Source organism: Streptomyces eurocidicus, from assembly GCF_002891295.1.
GTDB classification, from domain to species: domain Bacteria; phylum Actinomycetota; class Actinomycetes; order Streptomycetales; family Streptomycetaceae; genus Streptomyces; species Streptomyces eurocidicus.
Window position 1 is genome coordinate 75,940 of sequence record NZ_LGUI01000006.1, and the last position, 18,512, is coordinate 94,451.

At 72.8% G+C, this 18,512-nt stretch carries 16 protein-coding genes; 1 reads left to right on the top strand and 15 read right to left on the bottom strand.

Features of this window, described 5'->3' with window-relative positions; genetic code table 11:
• Positions 1-25 precede the first annotated feature (25 nt).
• The 12 genes from AF335_RS19705 to AF335_RS19760 form a co-directional block, all read right to left on the bottom strand.
• Entirely contained in the window at positions 26-802 is a 777-nt protein-coding gene (locus AF335_RS19705; RefSeq protein WP_102919749.1) for a 4'-phosphopantetheinyl transferase family protein, read from the bottom strand.
• Complete coding sequence (locus AF335_RS19710) at positions 799-1,260, bottom strand: acyl carrier protein (RefSeq protein ID WP_102919750.1); 462 nt, start codon at positions 1,258-1,260, stop codon at positions 799-801. The genes AF335_RS19705 and AF335_RS19710 overlap by 4 nt, the downstream gene beginning before the upstream one ends.
• A gap of 65 nt (positions 1,261-1,325) precedes the next feature.
• Positions 1,326-2,774 (bottom strand): MFS transporter, encoded by a 1,449-nt coding sequence (locus AF335_RS19715; protein WP_102919751.1) that lies wholly within the window; start codon positions 2,772-2,774, stop codon positions 1,326-1,328.
• Between the two features lie 142 nt (positions 2,775-2,916).
• Complete coding sequence (locus AF335_RS19720; RefSeq protein ID WP_102919752.1) at positions 2,917-5,253, bottom strand: SDR family oxidoreductase; 2,337 nt, start codon at positions 5,251-5,253, stop codon at positions 2,917-2,919.
• A gap of 2 nt (positions 5,254-5,255) precedes the next feature.
• Complete coding sequence (locus AF335_RS19725; protein ID WP_102919753.1) at positions 5,256-6,200, bottom strand: aromatase/cyclase; 945 nt, start codon at positions 6,198-6,200, stop codon at positions 5,256-5,258.
• A 68-nt stretch (positions 6,201-6,268) separates the two neighbouring features.
• Positions 6,269-7,051: a 3-oxoacyl-ACP reductase FabG gene (gene fabG / locus AF335_RS19730; RefSeq protein ID WP_102919754.1), complete on the bottom strand. Its 783-nt coding sequence runs from the start codon at positions 7,049-7,051 to the stop codon at positions 6,269-6,271.
• A 157-nt stretch (positions 7,052-7,208) separates the two neighbouring features.
• On the bottom strand, positions 7,209-7,475 hold the full coding sequence (locus tag AF335_RS19735) for an acyl carrier protein (protein ID WP_102919755.1): 267 nt from the start codon (positions 7,473-7,475) through the stop codon (positions 7,209-7,211).
• A gap of 119 nt (positions 7,476-7,594) precedes the next feature.
• The gene (locus tag AF335_RS19740; protein WP_102919756.1) at positions 7,595-8,812 is read right to left on the bottom strand and encodes a ketosynthase chain-length factor; all 1,218 of its coding nucleotides are present in this window, start codon (positions 8,810-8,812) and stop codon (positions 7,595-7,597) included.
• A complete protein-coding gene (locus tag AF335_RS19745; protein ID WP_102919757.1) occupies positions 8,809-10,077 on the bottom strand; it encodes a beta-ketoacyl-[acyl-carrier-protein] synthase family protein in 1,269 nt (422 codons plus the stop codon). The genes AF335_RS19740 and AF335_RS19745 overlap by 4 nt, the downstream gene beginning before the upstream one ends.
• A 46-nt stretch (positions 10,078-10,123) precedes the next feature.
• Positions 10,124-10,453, bottom strand: coding sequence for a TcmI family type II polyketide cyclase (locus tag AF335_RS19750; RefSeq protein ID WP_102919758.1), 330 nt, complete (start codon positions 10,451-10,453; stop codon positions 10,124-10,126).
• A gap of 56 nt (positions 10,454-10,509) precedes the next feature.
• Complete coding sequence (locus tag AF335_RS19755; RefSeq protein ID WP_102919759.1) at positions 10,510-11,175, bottom strand: TetR/AcrR family transcriptional regulator C-terminal domain-containing protein; 666 nt, start codon at positions 11,173-11,175, stop codon at positions 10,510-10,512.
• Between the two features lie 45 nt (positions 11,176-11,220).
• Entirely contained in the window at positions 11,221-12,693 is a 1,473-nt protein-coding gene (locus tag AF335_RS19760; protein WP_102919760.1) for an FAD-dependent monooxygenase, read from the bottom strand.
• Positions 12,694-13,204: 511 nt separating this feature from the next.
• Between AF335_RS19760 and AF335_RS35810 the strand changes: the two genes are divergently transcribed.
• The gene (locus tag AF335_RS35810) at positions 13,205-14,062 is read left to right on the top strand and encodes a helix-turn-helix domain-containing protein (protein ID WP_221505294.1); all 858 of its coding nucleotides are present in this window, start codon (positions 13,205-13,207) and stop codon (positions 14,060-14,062) included.
• Positions 14,063-14,271: 209 nt separating this feature from the next.
• Here the strand turns inward: AF335_RS35810 and AF335_RS19770 are convergent, their stop codons facing one another.
• From AF335_RS19770 to AF335_RS19780, 3 genes are all read right to left on the bottom strand, one after another.
• Positions 14,272-15,222, bottom strand: coding sequence for an AMP-binding protein (locus AF335_RS19770; protein ID WP_102919761.1), 951 nt, complete (start codon positions 15,220-15,222; stop codon positions 14,272-14,274).
• Positions 15,223-15,228: 6 nt separating this feature from the next.
• Positions 15,229-16,983 (bottom strand): acetyl/propionyl/methylcrotonyl-CoA carboxylase subunit alpha, encoded by a 1,755-nt coding sequence (locus tag AF335_RS19775; RefSeq protein WP_102919762.1) that lies wholly within the window; start codon positions 16,981-16,983, stop codon positions 15,229-15,231.
• A gap of 186 nt (positions 16,984-17,169) precedes the next feature.
• The gene (locus AF335_RS19780) at positions 17,170-18,480 is read right to left on the bottom strand and encodes an acyltransferase domain-containing protein (RefSeq protein ID WP_170127757.1); all 1,311 of its coding nucleotides are present in this window, start codon (positions 18,478-18,480) and stop codon (positions 17,170-17,172) included.
• Positions 18,481-18,512: the final 32 nt, after the last annotated feature.

The window sequence follows — 18,512 nt, forward strand, 5'->3', positions numbered from 1 at the left end:
GGGATCTCGCTTCCGGAGGAGGTGGTCAGAGGGCCGGGCCGGCGTCGGCCCGTACGTCCGGGGCGGCGGCGCCCGGCAGGAGGGCCCGGGCCGGCAGCCGGCGCACGGTGGTGGTGACGGGCGGGTCGCCCAGGAGGGCGGCGGCCGCGTGGTGGCGGGGGCCGCCGGGGATGTCCAGGAGGGTCCAGCCCGCCGGGCGGCGGGCCGGGTCGGCGCCGAGGTAGTCGGCGGCGGGGCTGCGGCCGAGGCCGGTACCGAGGCCCTTGAGGTACGCCTCCTTGCGGGTCCACAGCCGGCCGAAGGCGGCCTGCCGGTCCGGCGGGGGCAGCGCGTCGAGCTCCTCGCGCTCCTGCGGGTGCAGGGCCGGGGTGCAGACCGCGACCGTCTGGGGCCGGGGCAGCCGCTCCACGTCCGCACCGACCGTACGGCCGGCCACGCCCACCAGGACCATGCCGTGGCTGTGGGAGAGGGAGAAGTGCAGCGGCGGGTCCGGGTGGGCGACGGCGGGTCTGCCGTGCGGGCCCTGGCAGCCGGGGCAGGGCTCGCGGACGAAGGGGACGTCCGCGGGCGGCACGCCCAGATAGGCCCCGAGCAGCCGGCGCAGCGCGATGTGCGCGGTGGCGTAGGTGGCGGCGTCGGACGGCCGGATGAAGGAGGCGGTCCGCTTGCGTTCCGCCGCGTCCAGCTCGGAGGTGTCCAGCCGGTCGCGCACCGCCTCCGGCCCCGGGGTGGCGATCAGCCACAGGTCGAGCCGGTCCTGCCCGACCACCGTCGGGGCGGGGGCGACGGCGGTGGCCGTCATACCGTGGCCGCGGGCGCCGCGGACCGCTGGAGGGGGCCGTCCCCGGGGCCGAGCTGACGGGCCAGGCAGTCGACGAGCTCGGCGGCGCTGTTGGCGCGCAGCAGCGACTGGAGCTTGAGCTCCACGCCCAGGGCGGCCTCCATCCGGGCCTGGAGCTCCATGCCGTTGATGGAGCCCACGCCCAGGCTGTTCATGGGCCGCCCGGTGGTGTCGACGCTCTCGGGGGCGACGCCCAGCACCCGGCCGATCTCCTGGCGCACGTAGGCGTCGAGGATCCGGGAGCGCTCGGCGTAGTCGGAGTGGGCCAGGACGGCCAGGTCCGGCACGGTCACCGGGGCGGCCTCGGCGGCCTCCAGGTCGAACGCGAACGCCTCGTCGAAGTCGACGTCGAACTCCGCGTCGTAGTCGAGGTCGAGGGCGACCGAGTCCCAGTCGTAGGTGTTCTGGTACGTGTTCATGGGTCTCCCAAACAGCGGAAGGGGCGGAACGGACAAGGCGAGGGGCGCCGGAGACGGCGGGGTGCTCAGCGGGTGGCGGGCCGGGGCCGGCGCGCCACTCCGGTGAGGGCGACCAGCAGGCCGGTCAGGCCGACGGCGGTCACCAGCCACATCGCGGGCCGGTAGGCGGCCATGACCTCCTGCGGGGAGGCGCCGGCGGGCGCCTCGTGCGCGGCGAGGAGGGCCGAGGTCGCGGCGACCATCAGGGCGGCACCGAGCTGGACGGCCGTCTGGTAGGCGCCGCCCGCCTCGCCGCGCCGCTCGGGCGGGAAGCCCGAGACGGCCTGCATATTGAGGGCGGCGAAGGAGGCGACGAAGCCCGCTCCGACCAGCAGCATGGTCGGCAGGATGTCGGTGAGGTAGTCCGGGGAGGCGGGCAGCCGCAGGTAGTAGGCGTACCCGGCCAGGGGGGCGAGGGCACCGACGGTGATCAGCCGGGGGGCGCCGAAGCGGCGTACGAGCCGTCCCGAGGCCAGCGCGGTGACGGCCAGCGGCAGGCTCGCCGGGAGGATGGCCAGCGCCGTCCGCATGGGTCCGTAGCCCAGCGCGTCGTGCGCCTGGAAGGTGACGACGAACAGCAGGCCCAGGTACGAGCCGTTGAGGCAGGCGGCACCGAGCGCCGAGCGCAGCATGGCGCGTTCCGTCAGGACGGCGGGGCGGATCAGGGGCTGGGCGGTGGTGCGCTCGATGTAGAGGAACGCGCCCAGGAGCACGGCGGTCGCGGCCAGCGGCACGAGGGTGCGCGCGGTGCCGGGGCCGTGGTGGGGCAGGCCGGTGAGGGCGTACACCAGGGAGCTCAGCGCGGCGAGGAGGGTGAGGGCGCCGGCGAGGTCGTAGCGGCGCGGGCCGGTGGTGTCCGCGGGCGGGTCGGCGGGCACGAGGCGCAGGCAGAAGACGAAGAGGAGCAGGACCACGGGGGCCGGGAAGAGGAAGGTCAGGCGCCAGCTGACGGTGGTCAGGGCGCCGGACAGGAGCAGTCCGGCGGTGAATCCGCTGGCCCCGGCCAGGGTGTAGACGGAGACGGCGCGGTCGCGTTCCCGGCCCTCGGGGAAGGCGGTGGCGAGGATGGCCAGGCCGGTGGGCGCCGTCAGGGCGGCGCAGAAGCCCTTGACGAACCGGGTGGCGATCAGCACCGACGGGTCGCCGGTCAGAGCGGCGACGAGGGAGGCGGCCGCGAACGCGAGGAGCGCCACGAGGTACATCCGGCGCCGGCCGAGGTGGGTGACGACGCGGGCGCCGAAGAGCATCAGGGCGCCGAAGCCGAGGGCGAAGCCGCTCATCGTCCACTGCGCGGTGGCGGCGGCCAGGCCGAGGTCGTCACCGATCGACGGCAGGGCCACGACGGCCACGGACACCTCTAGGGCGTCGATGAGCATGTTGCCGGCGAGGACCAGCAGCAGGCCCCACAGGCGGGGGCTCCACCGGTCGGAGGGCGCCGCGGCGACGGGGAAGGGGAGGGTCGACGAGCGGTTCATGGTCCTTTTCCGAAATCCTGTGGGAAAGAAGGAAAGAGGGAGAAGGCGGGGGCGCGGGGAAACGGGCGGGGGGCCGGCCGCAGGGGGATGCGGCCGGCCCCGCCGGGTCCGCGGGGCGCGCCGGGCGCCCGCGGGGGCTGCCTCAGCCGAGGAGGGTGCCGCCGGTGGCGTCGACGAAGGCGCCGGTGATCCAGCGGGCGTCGTCGGTGGCCAGGAAGGCGACGACGTCGGCGACGTCCTGCGGCTCGCCGACCCGGTTGAAGGCGGACAGGGCCGCCATCTGGTCGACGACCTCGGGGATGTCGAACGCCGGGTTGCCGTTGCGGGTGATGCCCGGGGCGACGCTGTTGATGGTGATGTTGCGCGGGCCGAGGAGCTTGGCGAAGTGCAGGGCGAGCTGCTCGACGGCGCCCTTGGTCATCGCGTAGGCGATCTCCTCGGGGTTGGCCACCTTGGTGAGGCCGGAGGAGATGTTGATGATGCGGCCGCCGCTCGGCATGTTCTTCAGGGCGCGCTGGATGATGAAGAACGGCGCCTTGGCGTTGACGGCGTAGAGGCGGTCGAACTGCTCCGGGGTGGTGTCCTCGGCCGCGACGCCGCCCATGACGCCGGCGTTGTTGACGAGGATGTTCAGCTCGGTGGAGCCGGTGCGGTCCTTCAGGCCCTGCTCCACGCCGAGGAACAGTTCGTGGACGTCGCCGGTGACGCCCAGTTCGGCGCGGACGGCGAAGGCGCGGCCGCCGTCCTTCTCGATGGTGGCGACGACGTCGTCGGCCGCCTCCTTGCCGTTGGTGTAGTGGACGGCGACGAGCGCGCCTTCCTGTGCCAGCCGGATCGCGGTGGCGCGGCCCATGCCGCGGCTGGAGCCGGTGACGAGCGCGGTCTTGCCGTTGAGCCTGCCCATGGCGGTACTCCTGTCGGTCACTGAAGCGGAAGGTGCTGAAGCTGATACGGGTGCGGGTGCGGCGGCGGGTGCCGCGGCGAGCAGCGCCGGGTCGCCGAACCAGCGGGTGAGGGCGGTGGTGAGGCCGGCGACGTCGGTGTCGCCTTCGGCGGCCGCCCAGACCACGTGTCCGTCGGGGCGCACCAGGAGTGCGTCGGTCCCCTCGGGCCACTCGTCCGGCCGCTCGTTCGCCACGAGGGTGGCGGTGGCGGTGCGGACCAGGGCGGACCAGGGCCCGGCGGTGGGGGCGAACCGGCCGGTCCCCGTGAGGTCCAGGAGCAGGCCCTTGCCGGTGCGCAGCAGGGAGGTGGTGGTGGCGGGTCCGTCGGCGGTGTCCAGCGGCCGGTGCGGCAGCCGGGCGCCGAGCAGGGCGTGGGTGCCCTCCCCGACGTCGTAGCGGACGTCGAGCCCGGAGACCATGCCGGCGAGGTGGGTGCGGACGCCTTCGTCCGCGATCAGCTCGGCCAGCACCTCACGGGCGGCCTCGACCTCGCCGCCGCCGAGCAGCAGCAGGGCCTGGGCCCGGATGTTGCTCAGGGTGCGGCCGCCGACGGCGTGCCGCTCGGTGTGGTAGCTGTCCAGGAGCCCGTCGGGGCCCCGGCCGGCGACCTGGGCGGCCAGCTTCCAGCCGAGGTTGACGGCGTCCTGCAGGCCGAGGTTGAGGGCCTGTCCGCCGATGGGCATCTGCTGGTGGGCGGCGTCGCCGGCGAGGAAGAGCCGGTAGTCCCGGTAGGTCGCCGCCTGGCGGGAGCCGTCGGTGAAGGCGTTGACCCACAGCGGGGTGCCGGAGCCGATGTCCTCGCCGGTGACGCGCCGCCAGGCGCCGACGATCTCGGCGAAGTCGAGGTCGCCGGTGCGGGGTCCGTCCTCGCGGTCGAACTCGCAGACCATGACGCGGGTGACGCCGTCGGGCCGGCGGGCGGCGATCGCGAGGCCCCCGGGCAGCCGCTGGAAGCGGCGCGCGGGGATGTCGATGCCGGCGACGTCGGCGCGCAGCAGCTCACGGGTGGCGACGGTGCCGGGGAAGTCGAAGCCGCCCAGGGCGCGGACCGCGCTGTCCTCGCCGTCGCAGCCGACCAGGCACTTGGCGCGCAGGTGGACCGTCCCGTCGGGGCCCTCGACCTCGGCGCCCGCGTAGTCCCCGGTGATGTCCAGGGCGCGCAGCCGGTGGCCGCGCAGGACGACCGCGCCGAGGCCGGTCGCCCACTCCTGGAGCAGTTCCTCGGTGCGGATCTGCGGGACCTTCCACTGCCCGGGGTGGGGGCTGGGAAGGGTGAGGTCGAGGGGGATGCCGCCGAAGTGGCCCATGGGCTCGCCGGGCACGGTGCCGAGCTTCTCCAGCAGGCCCCGGCTGTCCAGGATCTCCATGGTGCGGGCGTGCAGGGTGGTGGCCCGCGAGTCGGTGCTGGGCTCGGTGCGCTGCTCGACGACGATGACGTCCGCGCCGGCGAGCCGGAGCTCGCCGGCGAGCATCAGTCCCACGGGCCCCGCACCGACCACGATCACCTGGGTTTCGGTGAAAGGGTGGTCGGCCATGGTCAGCGCTGCTGCTCGGCGTGGGCCTTGGCGTGGTTCAGCGTCGCGGTGCTGTTGGTGCTCAGGGCGGTGTGGACGTAGGCCCTGGCCTCGGCGATGCCGGCGTCCGGACCGAGGATCTTGGTGATGTTCTCGGTGTTGAGGGTGACGGTGTGCTGGGAGGAGGCGGCGACGCCGTCCTCGTTCTCGGCGAACGTCCAGTAGCCGGTGTGCAGCGTCATGAGCGCCGGCAGGGTGACCTGCTTGTAGGCGATCTTGTGGCTGGGGAAGGTGACCCGGTAGGACTTGGTGGTGTGGGTCGAGCCGTCCTTGGCGCGGGTGTCCATCTCCAGGCTCTGCAGCCCGGGGGTGTCCTCCTCCAGCCGGACGGTGGCCACGTGCGGGAGGCGCTCGGACCACAGGTGCGCCTCGTTGATGAAGTCGTAGACGTCCTTGGCCGAGCCGTTGATCTGGACGGTGTCCTCGAAGGAGAAGGTCACCTCCTCGGCGGCGTGGGCGAGTTCGACGTTGCTCTTCAGCGCGGCGAGCTCGGAGCGCGAGTTGCGGTCGACGGCCTCGTCGATCCACGCCAGCGACTCGGGGGCCTCGTCGACGGCCGTGTAGTCGTGCAGCAGCCGGACCCGGGAGGTGCCCTCGGAGAGCGGCTCGATGATCCAGGTGCCGCCCATGGTGGCGACCGGCGGGGTGGAGACCTCCTGGCGGAAGGTGATGCGCAGGGCCTCGGGGTCCAGCGTGCGGCGGCTGGTCCAGTTCTTGGCCTCGCCGTTGGCGGTGGCCCAGATGCGGATGCGCTCGGTGTTCTCGCCCTGCTCGACGTGGTCGACGTAGATGGTGGGCGGGAAGATGCGCGGCCAGTTCGCGACGTCGGCGATCAGGCGGTAGACGGCGGCGGCCGGGGCCGAGACGGTGATCTCGTGCTCCACCTCACGCAGCGGGGACTGCGGCATGTCCGGAACTCCTTGGTGTGTGCCAGTCGGTGGCGGGTCGGTCGGAACGGGGTGGGACTGCGGGACTGCTAGAAGTTGCCGAGGCCGCCGCAGACGTTGAGGGCCTGCGCGGTGATGGAGGCGGCCGTGTCGGAGGCGAGGTAACCGACCAGGCCGGCGACCTCCTCCGGGGTGGAGTAGCGGCCCAGCGGGATCTTCGACTGGAACTTCTGGAGGATCGCGTCCTCGGTGGCGTCGTACGCGGCGGCGTAGCCCTGGCGGACGCGCTGGGCCATCGGCGTCTCGACGTAGCCGGGGCAGACGGCGTTCACGGTGATGCCGGTCGGGGCGAGCTCGTTGCCCAGCGCCTTGGTGAAGCCGACGACGCCGTGCTTGGAGGCGGAGTACGGGGCGCCCAGGACGACACCCTGCTTGCCGGCGGTCGAGGCGATGTTGATGATGCGGCCGCGGTCCTTGTTGCGCAGGCCGCCGGTGGTGAGGACCTCACGGGTGAGGCGGAAGACGCTGTTGAGGTTGGTGTCGATGACGTCGTGCCACAGCTCGTCGTCGATGTCGGCCGTGACGCCGCCGCCGCTGCGGCCGGCGTTGTTGACCAGGACGTCGACGGTGCCGAAGCGGTCGACGGCGGCCTGGACGAAGGCGCGGGCGTCCTCGGTGGAGCGGACGTCGAGGGTGGTGCCGTCGACGTCGAGGCCCTCGGACTGGAGCTGCTTGACGGTCTCGGCGACGTTGTCGGCGTTGCGAGCGCCGATGAAGACCTGGTGGTTCTGCGAGGCCAGCAGACGGGCGACGGCGAGGCCGATGCCGCTGGTGCCGCCGGTGACGAGAGCGACGCGAGGGGTGCTGGTCATGGGGTGCTGCTCCTGAGGTGTCGAAGTCATGGGTGCCGGGTGGTGTGCCCGGGAGGGGCGGGCGCCGTGGTCAGGGGGTGACCCGTGGCCACGGCGCCCGAGGGGAGGCCCGTACGCCGGCCGGGAAGGGCGGCCGGTGTCCGGGCCCGCCGGGGGATCAGACGCCGACGGCGTCCTTCAGCAGGGCGTTGACGGTCGCGACGAGGGCGCGCGGGGTGCGGTTCTCGGCGAGGGTGTCGTCGTCGAAGGAGATGCCGTACTCGCGCTCGATGCGGCCGCCGGTCTCCAGCAGCGCCAGCGACTCGTAGCCGAGCTCCTCGAAGTCGGTGTCGAGGATGTCGCTGTCGAGGTCGACGCCCTCGTCGGCGCCGGCGCCCTCGAGCAGGATGCGCTTGAGGTCCTCGATGGTGAATTCCTGGGCCATGACGGTCCTTTCACAGATGTTCGACGCCGCGGTGCGGCTGGTGGGGAAGTGCGGGGTGCGCCCGCCGCGGCCCTCCGAGCGGGGGTACGAGGGCCGCGGCGGACGCGGGTCTGCCGGAACTAGTCGGCGGCGCGGACGACGACGGCGGAGTTGAAGCCGCCGTAGCCGCGGGCGAGGACCAGGGCGGCGCGCACGGGAGCCGGGCGGGCCGAGCCGGTGACCAGGTCGATGTCGTACTCGGGCGAGAGCGTGACGTTGGTGGTGGGCGGGATGAGGCCCTCGCGCATGGCCAGCACCGCGGCGACGACGTCCACCGGGGCGGCACCGGAGTACAGGCGGCCGGTCATCGTCTTGGGGGCGGTGACCGGGACGCGGCCGGCGCCGAAGACGGCGCTGATGGCGTCGGCCTCGATGCGGTCCAGCTCGGGCGTGCCGGCGGCGTCGGCGAAGACGACGTCGATGTCGCCCGGCTCCAGGCCCGCGTCGGCCAGGGCGGCCTCGATGGCACGGCGCAGGCCGGGCTCGCGGCCGCTGCCGGGCTTGGGGTCGAAGGTCGCGCCGTAACCGGCGATCTCACCGTAGATGTTGGTGGCACCGCGGCCGCGGGCGGCCTCGGCGTCCTCCAGGATGAGCAGCGCGCCGCCCTCGCCGGGCACGTAGCCGTTGGCGTCCGTGTCGAAGGGGAGGTAGGCCCGCTCCGGGTTCTCGTCGGTGCTCATCAGGCCGCCGGCGAGCTGGGCGACCCAGCCCCAGGGGCAGATGGAGGCGTCGAAGCCGCCGGAGAAGATGAGCTTGCTGCCCTTGCGGATCTGCCGGCGGGCCTGGGCGATGGCGTCGAGGCCACCGGCCTGGTCGCTGACGACGACACCGCTGGGGCCGCGCATCCCGTTGCGGATGGAGATCTGGCCGCTGTTGACCGCGTAGAACCAGGCGAAGGACTGGTAGGCGGAGACGTACTGGCTGCCCTGGCCCCACAGCTTCTTCAGCTCGTTCTGGCCGAACTCGAAGCCGCCGGAGGCGCTGGCGGTGACGACGCCCATGTCGAACTCGGGGATGTCGCCGGGCTTGACGCCGGCGTCCTCGAAGGCGCAGTCGGCGGCGACGAGCGCCAGCCGCGTCATACGGTCGGTCTGCGGGATCAGCCGGCTGGGCAGGTGATCCTCGGCCGTGAAGTCGTGGATCTCGCCGGCCAGCTTGGACGGGTACTGCTCGGCGTCGAAGCGGGTGACGGGGCCGATCGCGTTCTTGCCGACGCGCGTGGCGGCCCAGTAGTCGTCCACGCCCAGTCCGTTGGGGGTGGCGACGCCGATGCCGGTGATGACTACCTTGGCGGTCACGCCAGGCTCCTTTCGGGACGGGCCAGGACCATGGCGCTCTGGAAGCCGCCGAAACCGCTGCCCACGGTCAGCACGGCGTCGGTGGTGTGCTCCCGGGCGGTGAGCGGGACGTAGTCCAGGTCGCACTCGGGGTCGGGGGTGTGCAGGTTCGCGGTGGGCGGCACCACGTTGTTCTCCATCGCCAGCACCGAGGCGGCGATCTCGATCGAGCCGATGGCGCCGAGCGAGTGGCCGACCATGGACTTGATGGAGCTGACCGGGGTGCGGTACGCGTGGTCGCCGAGGCTCAGCTTGAACGCCGCGGTCTCGTGGCGGTCGTTCTGCTTGGTGCCCGAGCCGTGCGCGTTGATGTAGTCGATGCCCTCGGGGTTCATCCGGGCCTCGTCCAGGGCGACCTTGATGGCCTCGGCCATCTCCCGGCCGTCGGGGCGCAGGCCCGTCATGTGGAAGGCGTTGCAGCGCGAGGCGTAGCCGGCGATCTCGGCGTAGATGCGGGCGCCGCGCTTACGGGCGCTCTCCAGCTCCTCCAGGACGAAGCAGGCGGAGCCCTCGCCCAGGACGAAGCCGTTGCGGGTGCCGTCGAACGGCCGCGAGGCGTGCTCGGGGTCGTCGTTGCGGGGCGTGGTGGCCTTGATCGCGTCGAAGCAGGCCATGGTGATCGGCGAGATCGGGGCGTCGGTCGCACCGGTGATCATCACATCGGCGGTGCCCTCGCGGATGAGCTCGACGGCGTGGCCGACGGAGTCGATGCCGGAGGTGCAGCCCGTGGAGACCACGGTGGCCGGGCCCTCGGCGCCGGTCGCCCAGGCGACCTCGGCGGCGAACGAGCTGGGCACGAAGTGGTTGTAGAGGTGCTGCGGGGTGTACCTGTGGTCGACCAGGTCCAGTCGGCCGCCGTCGCTGACGACGCGGTACTCGTTGTCCAGGCCGGTGGTGGCGCCGACCGCGCTGCCGATGGTGACACCGGTGCGGTAGGGGTCGAGGCCGGCCAGGTCCAGGCCGCTGTCGGCCAGGGCCTCACGGGCGGTGACGACGCCGAACTGGGCGGCGCGGTCCATCCGCCGGATCTCCTGCGGGCTGAGCCCGTACAGCTCCGGGTCGAAGTCCGCCTCGGCCGCGACCTTGGAGCGGAACGGCGACGGGTCGAAGAAGGTGATCCCGCGGGTGGCCGTGCGGCCCTCGCTCAGCAGGCTCCAGAAGTTCTTGGTGCCGATGCCACCCGGCGCCAGCACTCCGATTCCGGTGATTACTACTCGGCGCCCCACTACAGGTCGCCTCCCCTCGTGTCGTACGTCGGGTGGTCGGTCGGCTTCACTTGCCGGCCGTCCAGTCGTAGAAGCGGGTGGCCATGGCGTCCTTCGGCGACCGCCAGGTCGCCGGGTCGTAGGCCGTGATGAACGGCTTGAGGTCCTCGCTGATCCCGACGAAGCGCGGGTCGGACTTGGCCTCCTCGATGAGCTCGCCGCCGTTGTCCGTGTCGAAGTCCTGGAGGTGGAAGTACAGACCGCGGTAGGAGAACAGCTGGCGGCGCCTGGTGCCCATGCGGTGCGGCATCTCGGTGGCGTCGAAGTCACCGAAGAGCTTGGCTACGTCGACGCTGTGGCCGGGGTCCATACGGGCCACGATCAGGGTGCTGTGCATGGTGGTTCTCTCTCTTCGGGAAGCGGTTTCGGGAAGAAGAAGTCGGGGCCGGCCGGTCAGCGGCCGGTGCGGTAGAGCCGCAGGAAGTCCTCGACGCCCTGGGCGACGAGCACGGCGGTGTGCTCCTCGGCCAGTGGCAGGGCGCCGTGGAAGGACGCCTGGACCACCGCGAGGGTGGTCAGCTGGACGAAGCGGACGGCGGCCCGGTCGGCGTCGTCGATGTCCAGCAGGCCGGAGTCGGCCACCGCCCGCAGGCGGTGGGCGAGGTCGGAATGTGCCTGGCGGGGGCCCGCCGTCTGCCATTTCTCGGCCACGCCCGAGGGCAGTTCGGTGATCTCCGCGGCGAGGTGCCGGACGATCGCGAAGTGCTCGGGGAAGGCGTCCAGGGCGGACAGCCAGGCGTGGGCGAGGTCGGTGAGCTCGGTGCCCAGGTCGACCGACTCCCCCGGGCCGGGCCGGGCGACGGCCACGTCGGCCAGGTGGGCGGCGACGGAGGCCGAGGAGTCCAGCAGGACGGAGAGCAGCAGTTGCCCGGTGTCCCCGGCCCAGGCGCGGACCTCGTCCCGGCTCACCCCGGCGGACGCGGCGATCGCCTCGGCCGTGGTGCGCTGCCAGCCCTGGCGGGCGAGGAGGGCGCGGGCTGCCCGTGCGACGGCCTGCCGCTCCGCTGCCGTGGGTACGGCGGCGGGCGCGTCGGGGGTCGCGTCGGGGGTGGGCGTCATGGCGGTCTCCGGGGGTGCGGGGCGGGTGCTCGGGTTACGGACGCGTCAGACGCGGGCCGCGCCGAACCAGCGCTCCAGAGCCATGGGCAGGTCGTGGTGGCTGCCCGGCGCGGCCCAGGCGACGTAGCCGTCGGGGCGCACCAGGACGGCGGCGGTGCCCTCCAGCGGGTGCCCGGCCGGCACGCCGTGCGGGGCGGCGGTGACGATGTCGATGCGGTCGGAGAAGCCCGCGGCGCGGGCGCGCAGCGTGGCGTTGTCCTCCAGGTCGAGCAGCAGGCCGCGGCCGGCGTGCAGGAGCTCGGTGCTGGACGTCTTGCGGTCGGGGGTGACCAGCTCCAGGCGCGGCATGCGCTTGCCCAGGAGGGGGTGGTCGCCGCGGCCGACGTGGTAGCTGATCTCCAGGCCGCTGACCATGCCGGCCAGGTGGCGGCTGACCGGCTCGTAGGCGATGAGCTCGTTGAGCACGTCGCGCAGCGGCTGGACCTCCGGGCCGGAGAGGAAGAGCAGGCCCTGGGCGCGGGTGTTCATCAGCAGCCGCTGACCCACCGGGTGGCGCTCGTCGTGGTACGTGTCGAGCAGGGACTCCGGGGACCGGCCGCTGACGACGGCGGCGAGCTTCCAGCCGAGGTTGACCGCGTCCTGGATGCTGGTGTTCATGCCCTGGCCGCCGGCGGGCAGGTGGATGTGCGCGGCGTCGCCGGCCAGGATGACCCGGCCGCGGCGGTACTCGGTGACCTGGCGGGTCGCGTCGCCGAAGGAGGAGACCCACTCCGCCGTGCCGTGCGAGATGTCGGTGCCGGTCAGGCGCTTCCAGGCGGCGGCGACCTCCTCGAAGGAGGGCGGCGTGGTGCGCCGCTGCGGCGGGGTGCCGCGCTCGCAGACGATGATGCGGGTGGTGCCGCCGGGCAGCGGGCCGACCATCACCATGCCGCCGGGCAGGGTCTCGCCGATCATGCGCGGTTCGAGGTCGACGCCGCGGATGTCGGCGAGGAACATCTCCAGGGTGGCCGCGGTGCCGGGGAAGTCGAAGCCGGCCGCCTTGCGGATGAGGCTGCGGCCGCCGTCACAGCCGATCAGGTAGCGGGCGGTGAGGGTGTGGACGCCCTCGGGGCCGCGGACCTCGACGGCGACGTGGTCGCCCTCGTCGGTGAAGGAGAGCACCTCGTGGCTGCGCCGCAGGTCGGTGCCCAGCTCGGTGACCCACTCCTCCAGCACGGTCTCGGTGTGCGACTGCGGGATGGACTTGGCCGCCTGCTGCGCGCCTTCCAGCACCGCGAAGTCGACCGGCAGGCCGCCGAAGTGGCCCTGGTTGCTGGTCTCGATGTCACCGAAGCGGGAGAGCAGCCCGCGCTGGTCGAAGATCTCCATGGTGCGGGCGGTGAAGCCCAGTCCACGGGACTCCCCCGTGCGCTTCGGGAGCTTCTCCAGGACGATGACCTCCACTCCCGCGAGCCGCAGTTCACCGGCGAGCATAAGCCCGGCCGGACCGGCGCCCGCGATTATCACGGCAGCGTCCATGGACCTCTCCTTGGGTGTGAATATTCCTTCGAGGGGGCCGCGTCGGCGGCCGGATGAAAAGCAGCGCCCGAAGGCCGGTGCAACCGGCCGCGCAAACAGTTCGGTGACGCTGGTAAAGAGCTTCTTCGCTTTCCCCGTCCGGAGTCAAGGTGCCTTGATCCAGGTTTTGGTGAGGAAATGTCAGAGCCTTGCAAGATCCGCACCGGCAGTTCGGTGGCGGCCAAGTATCCGTAGCTGAAGGGTGATTGGGGCCCTGCGGCCCGGCTTTCCGACAGCTCTGCGGATACTGGACAACAGCTTCTTCGCCCGGACCCCCGCCCGTCAAGGGCCTGATGTTCAGGTGTGTGTGAAGCTCTGTCAAGGAAGCGAAAATTCCATCAGGTCCATACAAAGCGGCCCCTTCTTCCTTGCCCGTACGACCCGGCGTAATTATGTTTCGCCGGTACCGCCATTTCCTTTTCCGAAGGGCAAGGGCGGGCGGAAACGAACCATGGGGGAAACAAAGATGAACATGAATCGGGAACCGATCGGCGCGCCGTGCCGGGGCGCGGGCTGCGCCCGGCGCGGTGCCACGGAGACCGGCGAGCCCGCGGCCCGGCCCGTCACGGCCGGGTCGGTGCTGTGCGAGGTCTGCCGGGCCCGCCTGGTGCGGGAGCTGGCCGGGCTGCCGGGGCTGTACGAGGAGTGCGGCCGGCTGCTCGGCGGCTCGGAGCGCTCCCAGGAGAAGGTCTCGGGCGGCCCGCTGCCCGGCATGCCCTTCAACGCGGCGGCTTCCGATGCCCGTTCGGCGATCCTGGGCGTGCTGGGCTCCTGGTCGGGGCTGGTGGCGGACGAGCGGCGGCTGCGCACCGGCCCGCCGCGCGAGCCGGCGGCGCTGACGCGCTTCCTGCTGCTGCACGCCGGCTGGCTGACCGGCCACCCGGCGGCCGACGCCCTCTCCCGGGAGGTCGCCAAGGCGGTGCGGCGCGCGCGTCATGTGATCGAACCCGGTACGACCCGCCGGGTCGCGGTCGGCCCCTGTGTGGAGGCGGGCTGCCCGGGGAGCCTGACGGCGACGCTCCGCCCCGGGGACACCAGCCCCACCGCCATCACCTGTGACACCGACCCCGCGCACCAGTGGCCCGGCAGCCAGTGGCTCGGGCTCGGCCGCCGCATCGCGGCGGCCCGGCGGGGCGAGGGGGCCGCGCGGGTCCGCTGGCTGAGCGCCGGGGACATCGCCCGGCTGTGGGGCATCGCGCCGGGCAGCGTCTACCGCTACGCGAGCGAGCGGGACTGGCGGAGGCTGAGCCGGTCGGGCCGTACGTACTACCACGAGGCGGATGTCCAGGAGACGCTGGATGCGCGCGCGGGGACGGCCAAGGCGGGCTGAACCCGCGCGGACCGGGGCAGCGCCCCGGACGCAGGACCTCAAAGGCCGGCCGGGCTGAATGTCAGCCCGGCCGGCCTTTGAGGCCACCGCGCGAAGCGCGGAAGGGGGGCGGGGGCGTCAGCCCCCGATCCGGGAAAGGGCGGGGTGGGGAAAAAGAATCCGCCCCGGCCCCTGGACAAGGGACACCGGGGCGGACTGGAACCACGACGTCAGAGCGTCACCGTCTCCACCAGCGAAACCTTCGGCAACTCCCGCCGCACCGCACTCAATTCCTCACTCGACAGCGAAGCCGTCGTCACCACCAGACACCGCAGCCCCTTGAGCGCCACGAGCCCCTCCTTCGCCATCTCACGGAAGGCCGGCGCGCCCAGGCGCGCCACCGTGACCCTCTCCTCCCGTATCAGCGTGGCCAGTTCGCGCGGCCCGAGCCCCCGGGGGGCGACGAGCAGCTGCGCACCGGCCATCAGCGGCGCCCACAGGCCCAGCGCCGACCCGCCGTCCGGCCCGTACGCGCTGAGGGCGACGTCGCCGGGGCGTACGGGCAGGAAGCGGGCGTCCTCGGCCAGGGCGGTGAGCGCCCTGTGCGGCACGCACACCCCCCAGGGCGCGGAGGCGGGACCGGTGACGGGCAGAACGTAGGCCGGTCCGTGCGCCGGGACCTCGGTCGCCGGCGGCACGGCCCCGCGCGGGGCGGGCAGCGTGGACGGGCCCACGAGGAGGGTATGGATCCGTTCGTTCCACTCCCCGGCGAACAGCTCCTGGGTGATGACGGCGCGGGCGCCGGTGTTGTGGAGCAGCGCCGCGCGGTCACCGCCCCGGGGGTGCTCCCCGGGGCCGAGGGCGAGGTAGGCGCCGCCGGCCTTGAGGACCGCCAGCAGCGCGGTGACCTGCCGGGCGGAGGGTTCGAGGCACACCGCGACCGTGTCGCCCTCCCGGACGCCGAGGGCGCGCAGGCGGTGCGCCAGGTGGTTGGCCCGCTGGTCGAGCGCCGCGTAGGTCAGGGTGGCGTCATGGGCGCGGACCGCGGTGCGGTGCGGGAAGGCGGCCGCCCACCGCTCGACCGTGCCGTGCACCGTGTCCGCCGGGGAGGGCGCGACCGGCGGCGCGTACGGGCCGGGCGGCGCCGTGGCCGTGGGGGCCGGGAGTGTGGGGACGGACACGGCCGTTCAGTCCTTGATCTCGCAGATGACGGCGCCGGAGGAGACGGAGGCACCGACCTCGGCGGTGATGCCCTTGACCGTGCCCGCGCGGTGCGCGTTCAGCGGCTGCTCCATCTTCATCGCTTCCAGGACCACGATCAGATCGCCCTCGGCGACCTCCTGGCCCTCCTCGACCGCGACCTTCACGATCGTGCCCTGCATCGGCGAGGCCAGCGCGTCACCCGACGCCGCCGAACCCGCCTTCTTCGCCGCACGACGCTTCGGCTTCGCCCCACCCGCAGCAGCCGTCCGGGCGATCGTCATGCCCAGCGAGGACGGCAGCGACACCTCCAGCCGCTTGCCACCCACCTCCACCACGACCGTCTCCCGGCCCGGGGCCTCCTCCTCGTCCTCCACGACCGCACCCGCGAACGCGGGGATCGTGTTCTCGAACTCCGTCTCGATCCACCGCGTGTGAACCCTGAACGGATCGGAGACGAACGCCTCCTCGGTCACGACCGCACGGTGGAAGGGGATCGCGGTAGCCATACCCTCGACCGTGAACTCACCCAGCGCACGCGCCGCACGCTGCAGCGCCTGCTCACGGCTGGCACCGGTCACGATCAGCTTCGCCAGCAGCGAGTCCCACGCCGGGCCGATCACCGAACCCGACTCCACCCCCGCGTCCAGCCGCACACCCGGACCCGACGGAGCATCGAAACGCGTCACCGTGCCCGGAGCGGGCAGGAAGTTACGGCCCGGGTCCTCACCATTGATACGGAACTCGAACGAGTGCCCCCGCACCGCCGGGTCACCGTAACCGAGCTCCTCACCATCAGCGATACGGAACATCTCCCGCACCAGATCGATACCCGTGACCTCCTCCGTCACCGGGTGCTCGACCTGCAGACGGGTGTTGACCTCCAGGAACGAGATCGTCCCGTCCTGGCCCACCAGGAACTCACACGTCCCCGCACCCTCGTACCCGGCCTCCTTCAAAATGGCCTTCGAGGCACGGTAGAGCTCCGCGTTCTGCTCCGCCGACAAGAACGGCGCCGGAGCCTCCTCGACCAGCTTCTGGTGCCGGCGCTGCAGCGAGCAGTCACGCGTGGAGACCACCACCACATTGCCGTGCTTGTCCGCCAGGCACTGCGTCTCCACATGCCGGGGACGGTCCAGATAACGCTCGACGAAGCACTCACCACGCCCGAACGCGGCCACCGCCTCACGCACCGCGGAATCGTAGAGCTCAGGCACCTCCTGAAGCGTGCGGGCGACCTTCAGACCACGCCCGCCACCACCGAACGCGGCCTTGATCGCGATCGGCAGACCATGCTCCTCCGCGAAGGCCACGACCTCCTCCGCACCCGACACCGGATCCGGCGTACCGGCCACCAAAGGGGCACCCGCGCGCTGCGCGATATGACGGGCCGCCACCTTGTCACCCAGATCCCGGATCGCCTGCGGCGGCGGACCGATCCACGTCAGCCCCGCGTCCAGGACCGCCTGCGCGAAATCAGCGTTCTCCGACAGGAATCCGTAACCCGGGTGAACAGCGTCCGCACCCGACTCCGCGGCCGCGGCGAGGACCTTGGCCACATCCAGGTAACTCGTCGCCGGGGTGTCACCGCCCAGCGCGTACGCCTCGTCGGCCGCACGGACATGCAACGCGTCACGATCCGGATCGGCGTAGACCGCCACACTTCCGATCCCGGCGTCCCGGCACGCACGAGCGACGCGGACAGCGATTTCGCCTCGGTTGGCGATGAGCACCTTACGCACGATGTTTCTCTTCTCCAGAGGTGATCCGTCGGTGGGCACAGGCACAACGAATACGGGGATTTGATTCGGATATGGGGTCGGTGCTCAAGAGGCACTTGGGGGACGCTGACATAAAGGTTCCTCGCCCGGGACCCCACGGATCAAGATGTTGCGGTTCAGGCTTTGGTGAATTTCCACCGGCGCGCGTCAACTCCGCGCGAGGCCGGCTCCGCCGTCCCGGAACGCCTGCCAGTCGACGTCCGTGCCGCGGACGTGCGCCTGGGCCAGGGCGGCCGTGAGCGTACGCACCTCGGAGCGGGCGCGGCGCAGGGTGGGGACCAGGGCGGCCTCCTCGGGGGCGGCCAGGCAGGACTTCGCGAGCCCCGTCAGGGGCGCGTCGGGGCCGATCTCCACGAAGGTGGTCACGCCCTGGTCCTCCAGTGTGCGCACGGCGTCCGCGAAGCGGACGGCGCCGCGGACGTGCCGTACCCAGTAGCCGGGGGTGCGGATCTCGTCGCCCACCGGGCGGCCGGTCAGGGTGGAGACCAGCGGGATCGTGGGCTCGCCGAAGGCGGTGTCCTCGATCAGGGCGTGGAAGGGGGCCAGGACGTCTTCCATCAGCGGCGAGTGGAAGGCGTGGCTGACGGGCAGCGCGCGGGTCTTGCGGCCCTCGGCCTTGAGCAGGGCGGCGATCTCCTCGACGGCGGCCCGCTCGCCGGCCAGGACGACGGAGTTGGGTCCGTTGACGGCGGCGATGCCCACGGTCGCGGTGCGGCCTTCGAGCAGCGGGAGGACGTCCGCCTCGGCGGCGAGGACGGCGACCATGACGCCGCCCTCGGGCAGGGCCTGCATCAGCCGGCCGCGGCCGGCCACCAGGCGGGCGGCGTCGGCCAGGGTCAGCACGCCGGCGGCGTGCGCGGCGGCGATCTCGCCGATGGAGTGCCCGGTCAGCACGCCGGGGCGGAGCCCGAAGCTCTCCAGCAGCCGGAAGAGGGCCACCTCGACGGCGAAGGTGGCGGGCTGGGTGTACTCGGTGCGGGCCAGGCGGGCCGGGTCCGGGTCGTCGATGACCTCGCGCAGCGGGTGCGGAAGGTGCGCGTCGAGGGCGGCGCAGACCTCGTCGAAGGCGGCCGCGTAGACGGGGAAGGCGCGGTGGAGCTCGGCGCCCATGCCGGGGCGCTGGGCGCCCTGGCCGGTGAAGAGGTAGGCCAGGCGGCCTTCGCCCGCGCTCCCGGTGACGGTGCCGGCGGCGGGGGCGCCCTCGATCAGGGCGTCCAGGGCGCGGACGGCCTCGGCCGCGTCGGTGGCGAGGACGACGGCGCGGTGCGCGTCCGGGGCGTCCGGGGCGGGCGCGTCGCCGGTGCGCAGGAGCTGCTCGCGCAGCCGCCCGGCGCGGTCCCGCAGCTCCTGCTCGCCGGGGGCGGACAGCACCAGCGGGCCCGTGAGCGGGGTGGCGGGGGTCTCTTCGGCGGTGGCCTCTTCGGTTGCGGCGGAGGCCGTGGCGGTGGTGGCGTTCATGGAAGTTTCGCCTCGCGGAGGTTTGTCGGAGA

What these genes read in the sequence shown, in the direction of transcription:
- AF335_RS19705 (WP_102919749.1), bottom strand. Translation starts at nt 802, where the DNA reads ATGACGGCCACCGCCGTCGCCCCCGCCCCGACGGTGGTCGGGCAGGAC.
- AF335_RS19710 (WP_102919750.1), bottom strand. Translation starts at nt 1,260, where the DNA reads ATGAACACGTACCAGAACACCTACGACTGGGACTCGGTCGCCCTCGAC.
- AF335_RS19715 (WP_102919751.1), bottom strand. Translation starts at nt 2,774, where the DNA reads ATGAACCGCTCGTCGACCCTCCCCTTCCCCGTCGCCGCGGCGCCCTCC.
- AF335_RS19720 (WP_102919752.1), bottom strand. Translation starts at nt 5,253, where the DNA reads ATGGCCGACCACCCTTTCACCGAAACCCAGGTGATCGTGGTCGGTGCG.
- AF335_RS19725 (WP_102919753.1), bottom strand. Translation starts at nt 6,200, where the DNA reads ATGCCGCAGTCCCCGCTGCGTGAGGTGGAGCACGAGATCACCGTCTCG.
- fabG (WP_102919754.1), bottom strand. Translation starts at nt 7,051, where the DNA reads ATGACCAGCACCCCTCGCGTCGCTCTCGTCACCGGCGGCACCAGCGGC.
- AF335_RS19735 (WP_102919755.1), bottom strand. Translation starts at nt 7,475, where the DNA reads ATGGCCCAGGAATTCACCATCGAGGACCTCAAGCGCATCCTGCTCGAG.
- AF335_RS19750 (WP_102919758.1), bottom strand. Translation starts at nt 10,453, where the DNA reads ATGCACAGCACCCTGATCGTGGCCCGTATGGACCCCGGCCACAGCGTC.
- AF335_RS19755 (WP_102919759.1), bottom strand. Translation starts at nt 11,175, where the DNA reads ATGACGCCCACCCCCGACGCGACCCCCGACGCGCCCGCCGCCGTACCC.
- AF335_RS19760 (WP_102919760.1), bottom strand. Translation starts at nt 12,693, where the DNA reads ATGGACGCTGCCGTGATAATCGCGGGCGCCGGTCCGGCCGGGCTTATG.
- AF335_RS35810 (WP_221505294.1), top strand. Translation starts at nt 13,205, where the DNA reads ATGAATCGGGAACCGATCGGCGCGCCGTGCCGGGGCGCGGGCTGCGCC.
- AF335_RS19780 (WP_170127757.1), bottom strand. Translation starts at nt 18,480, where the DNA reads ATGAACGCCACCACCGCCACGGCCTCCGCCGCAACCGAAGAGGCCACC.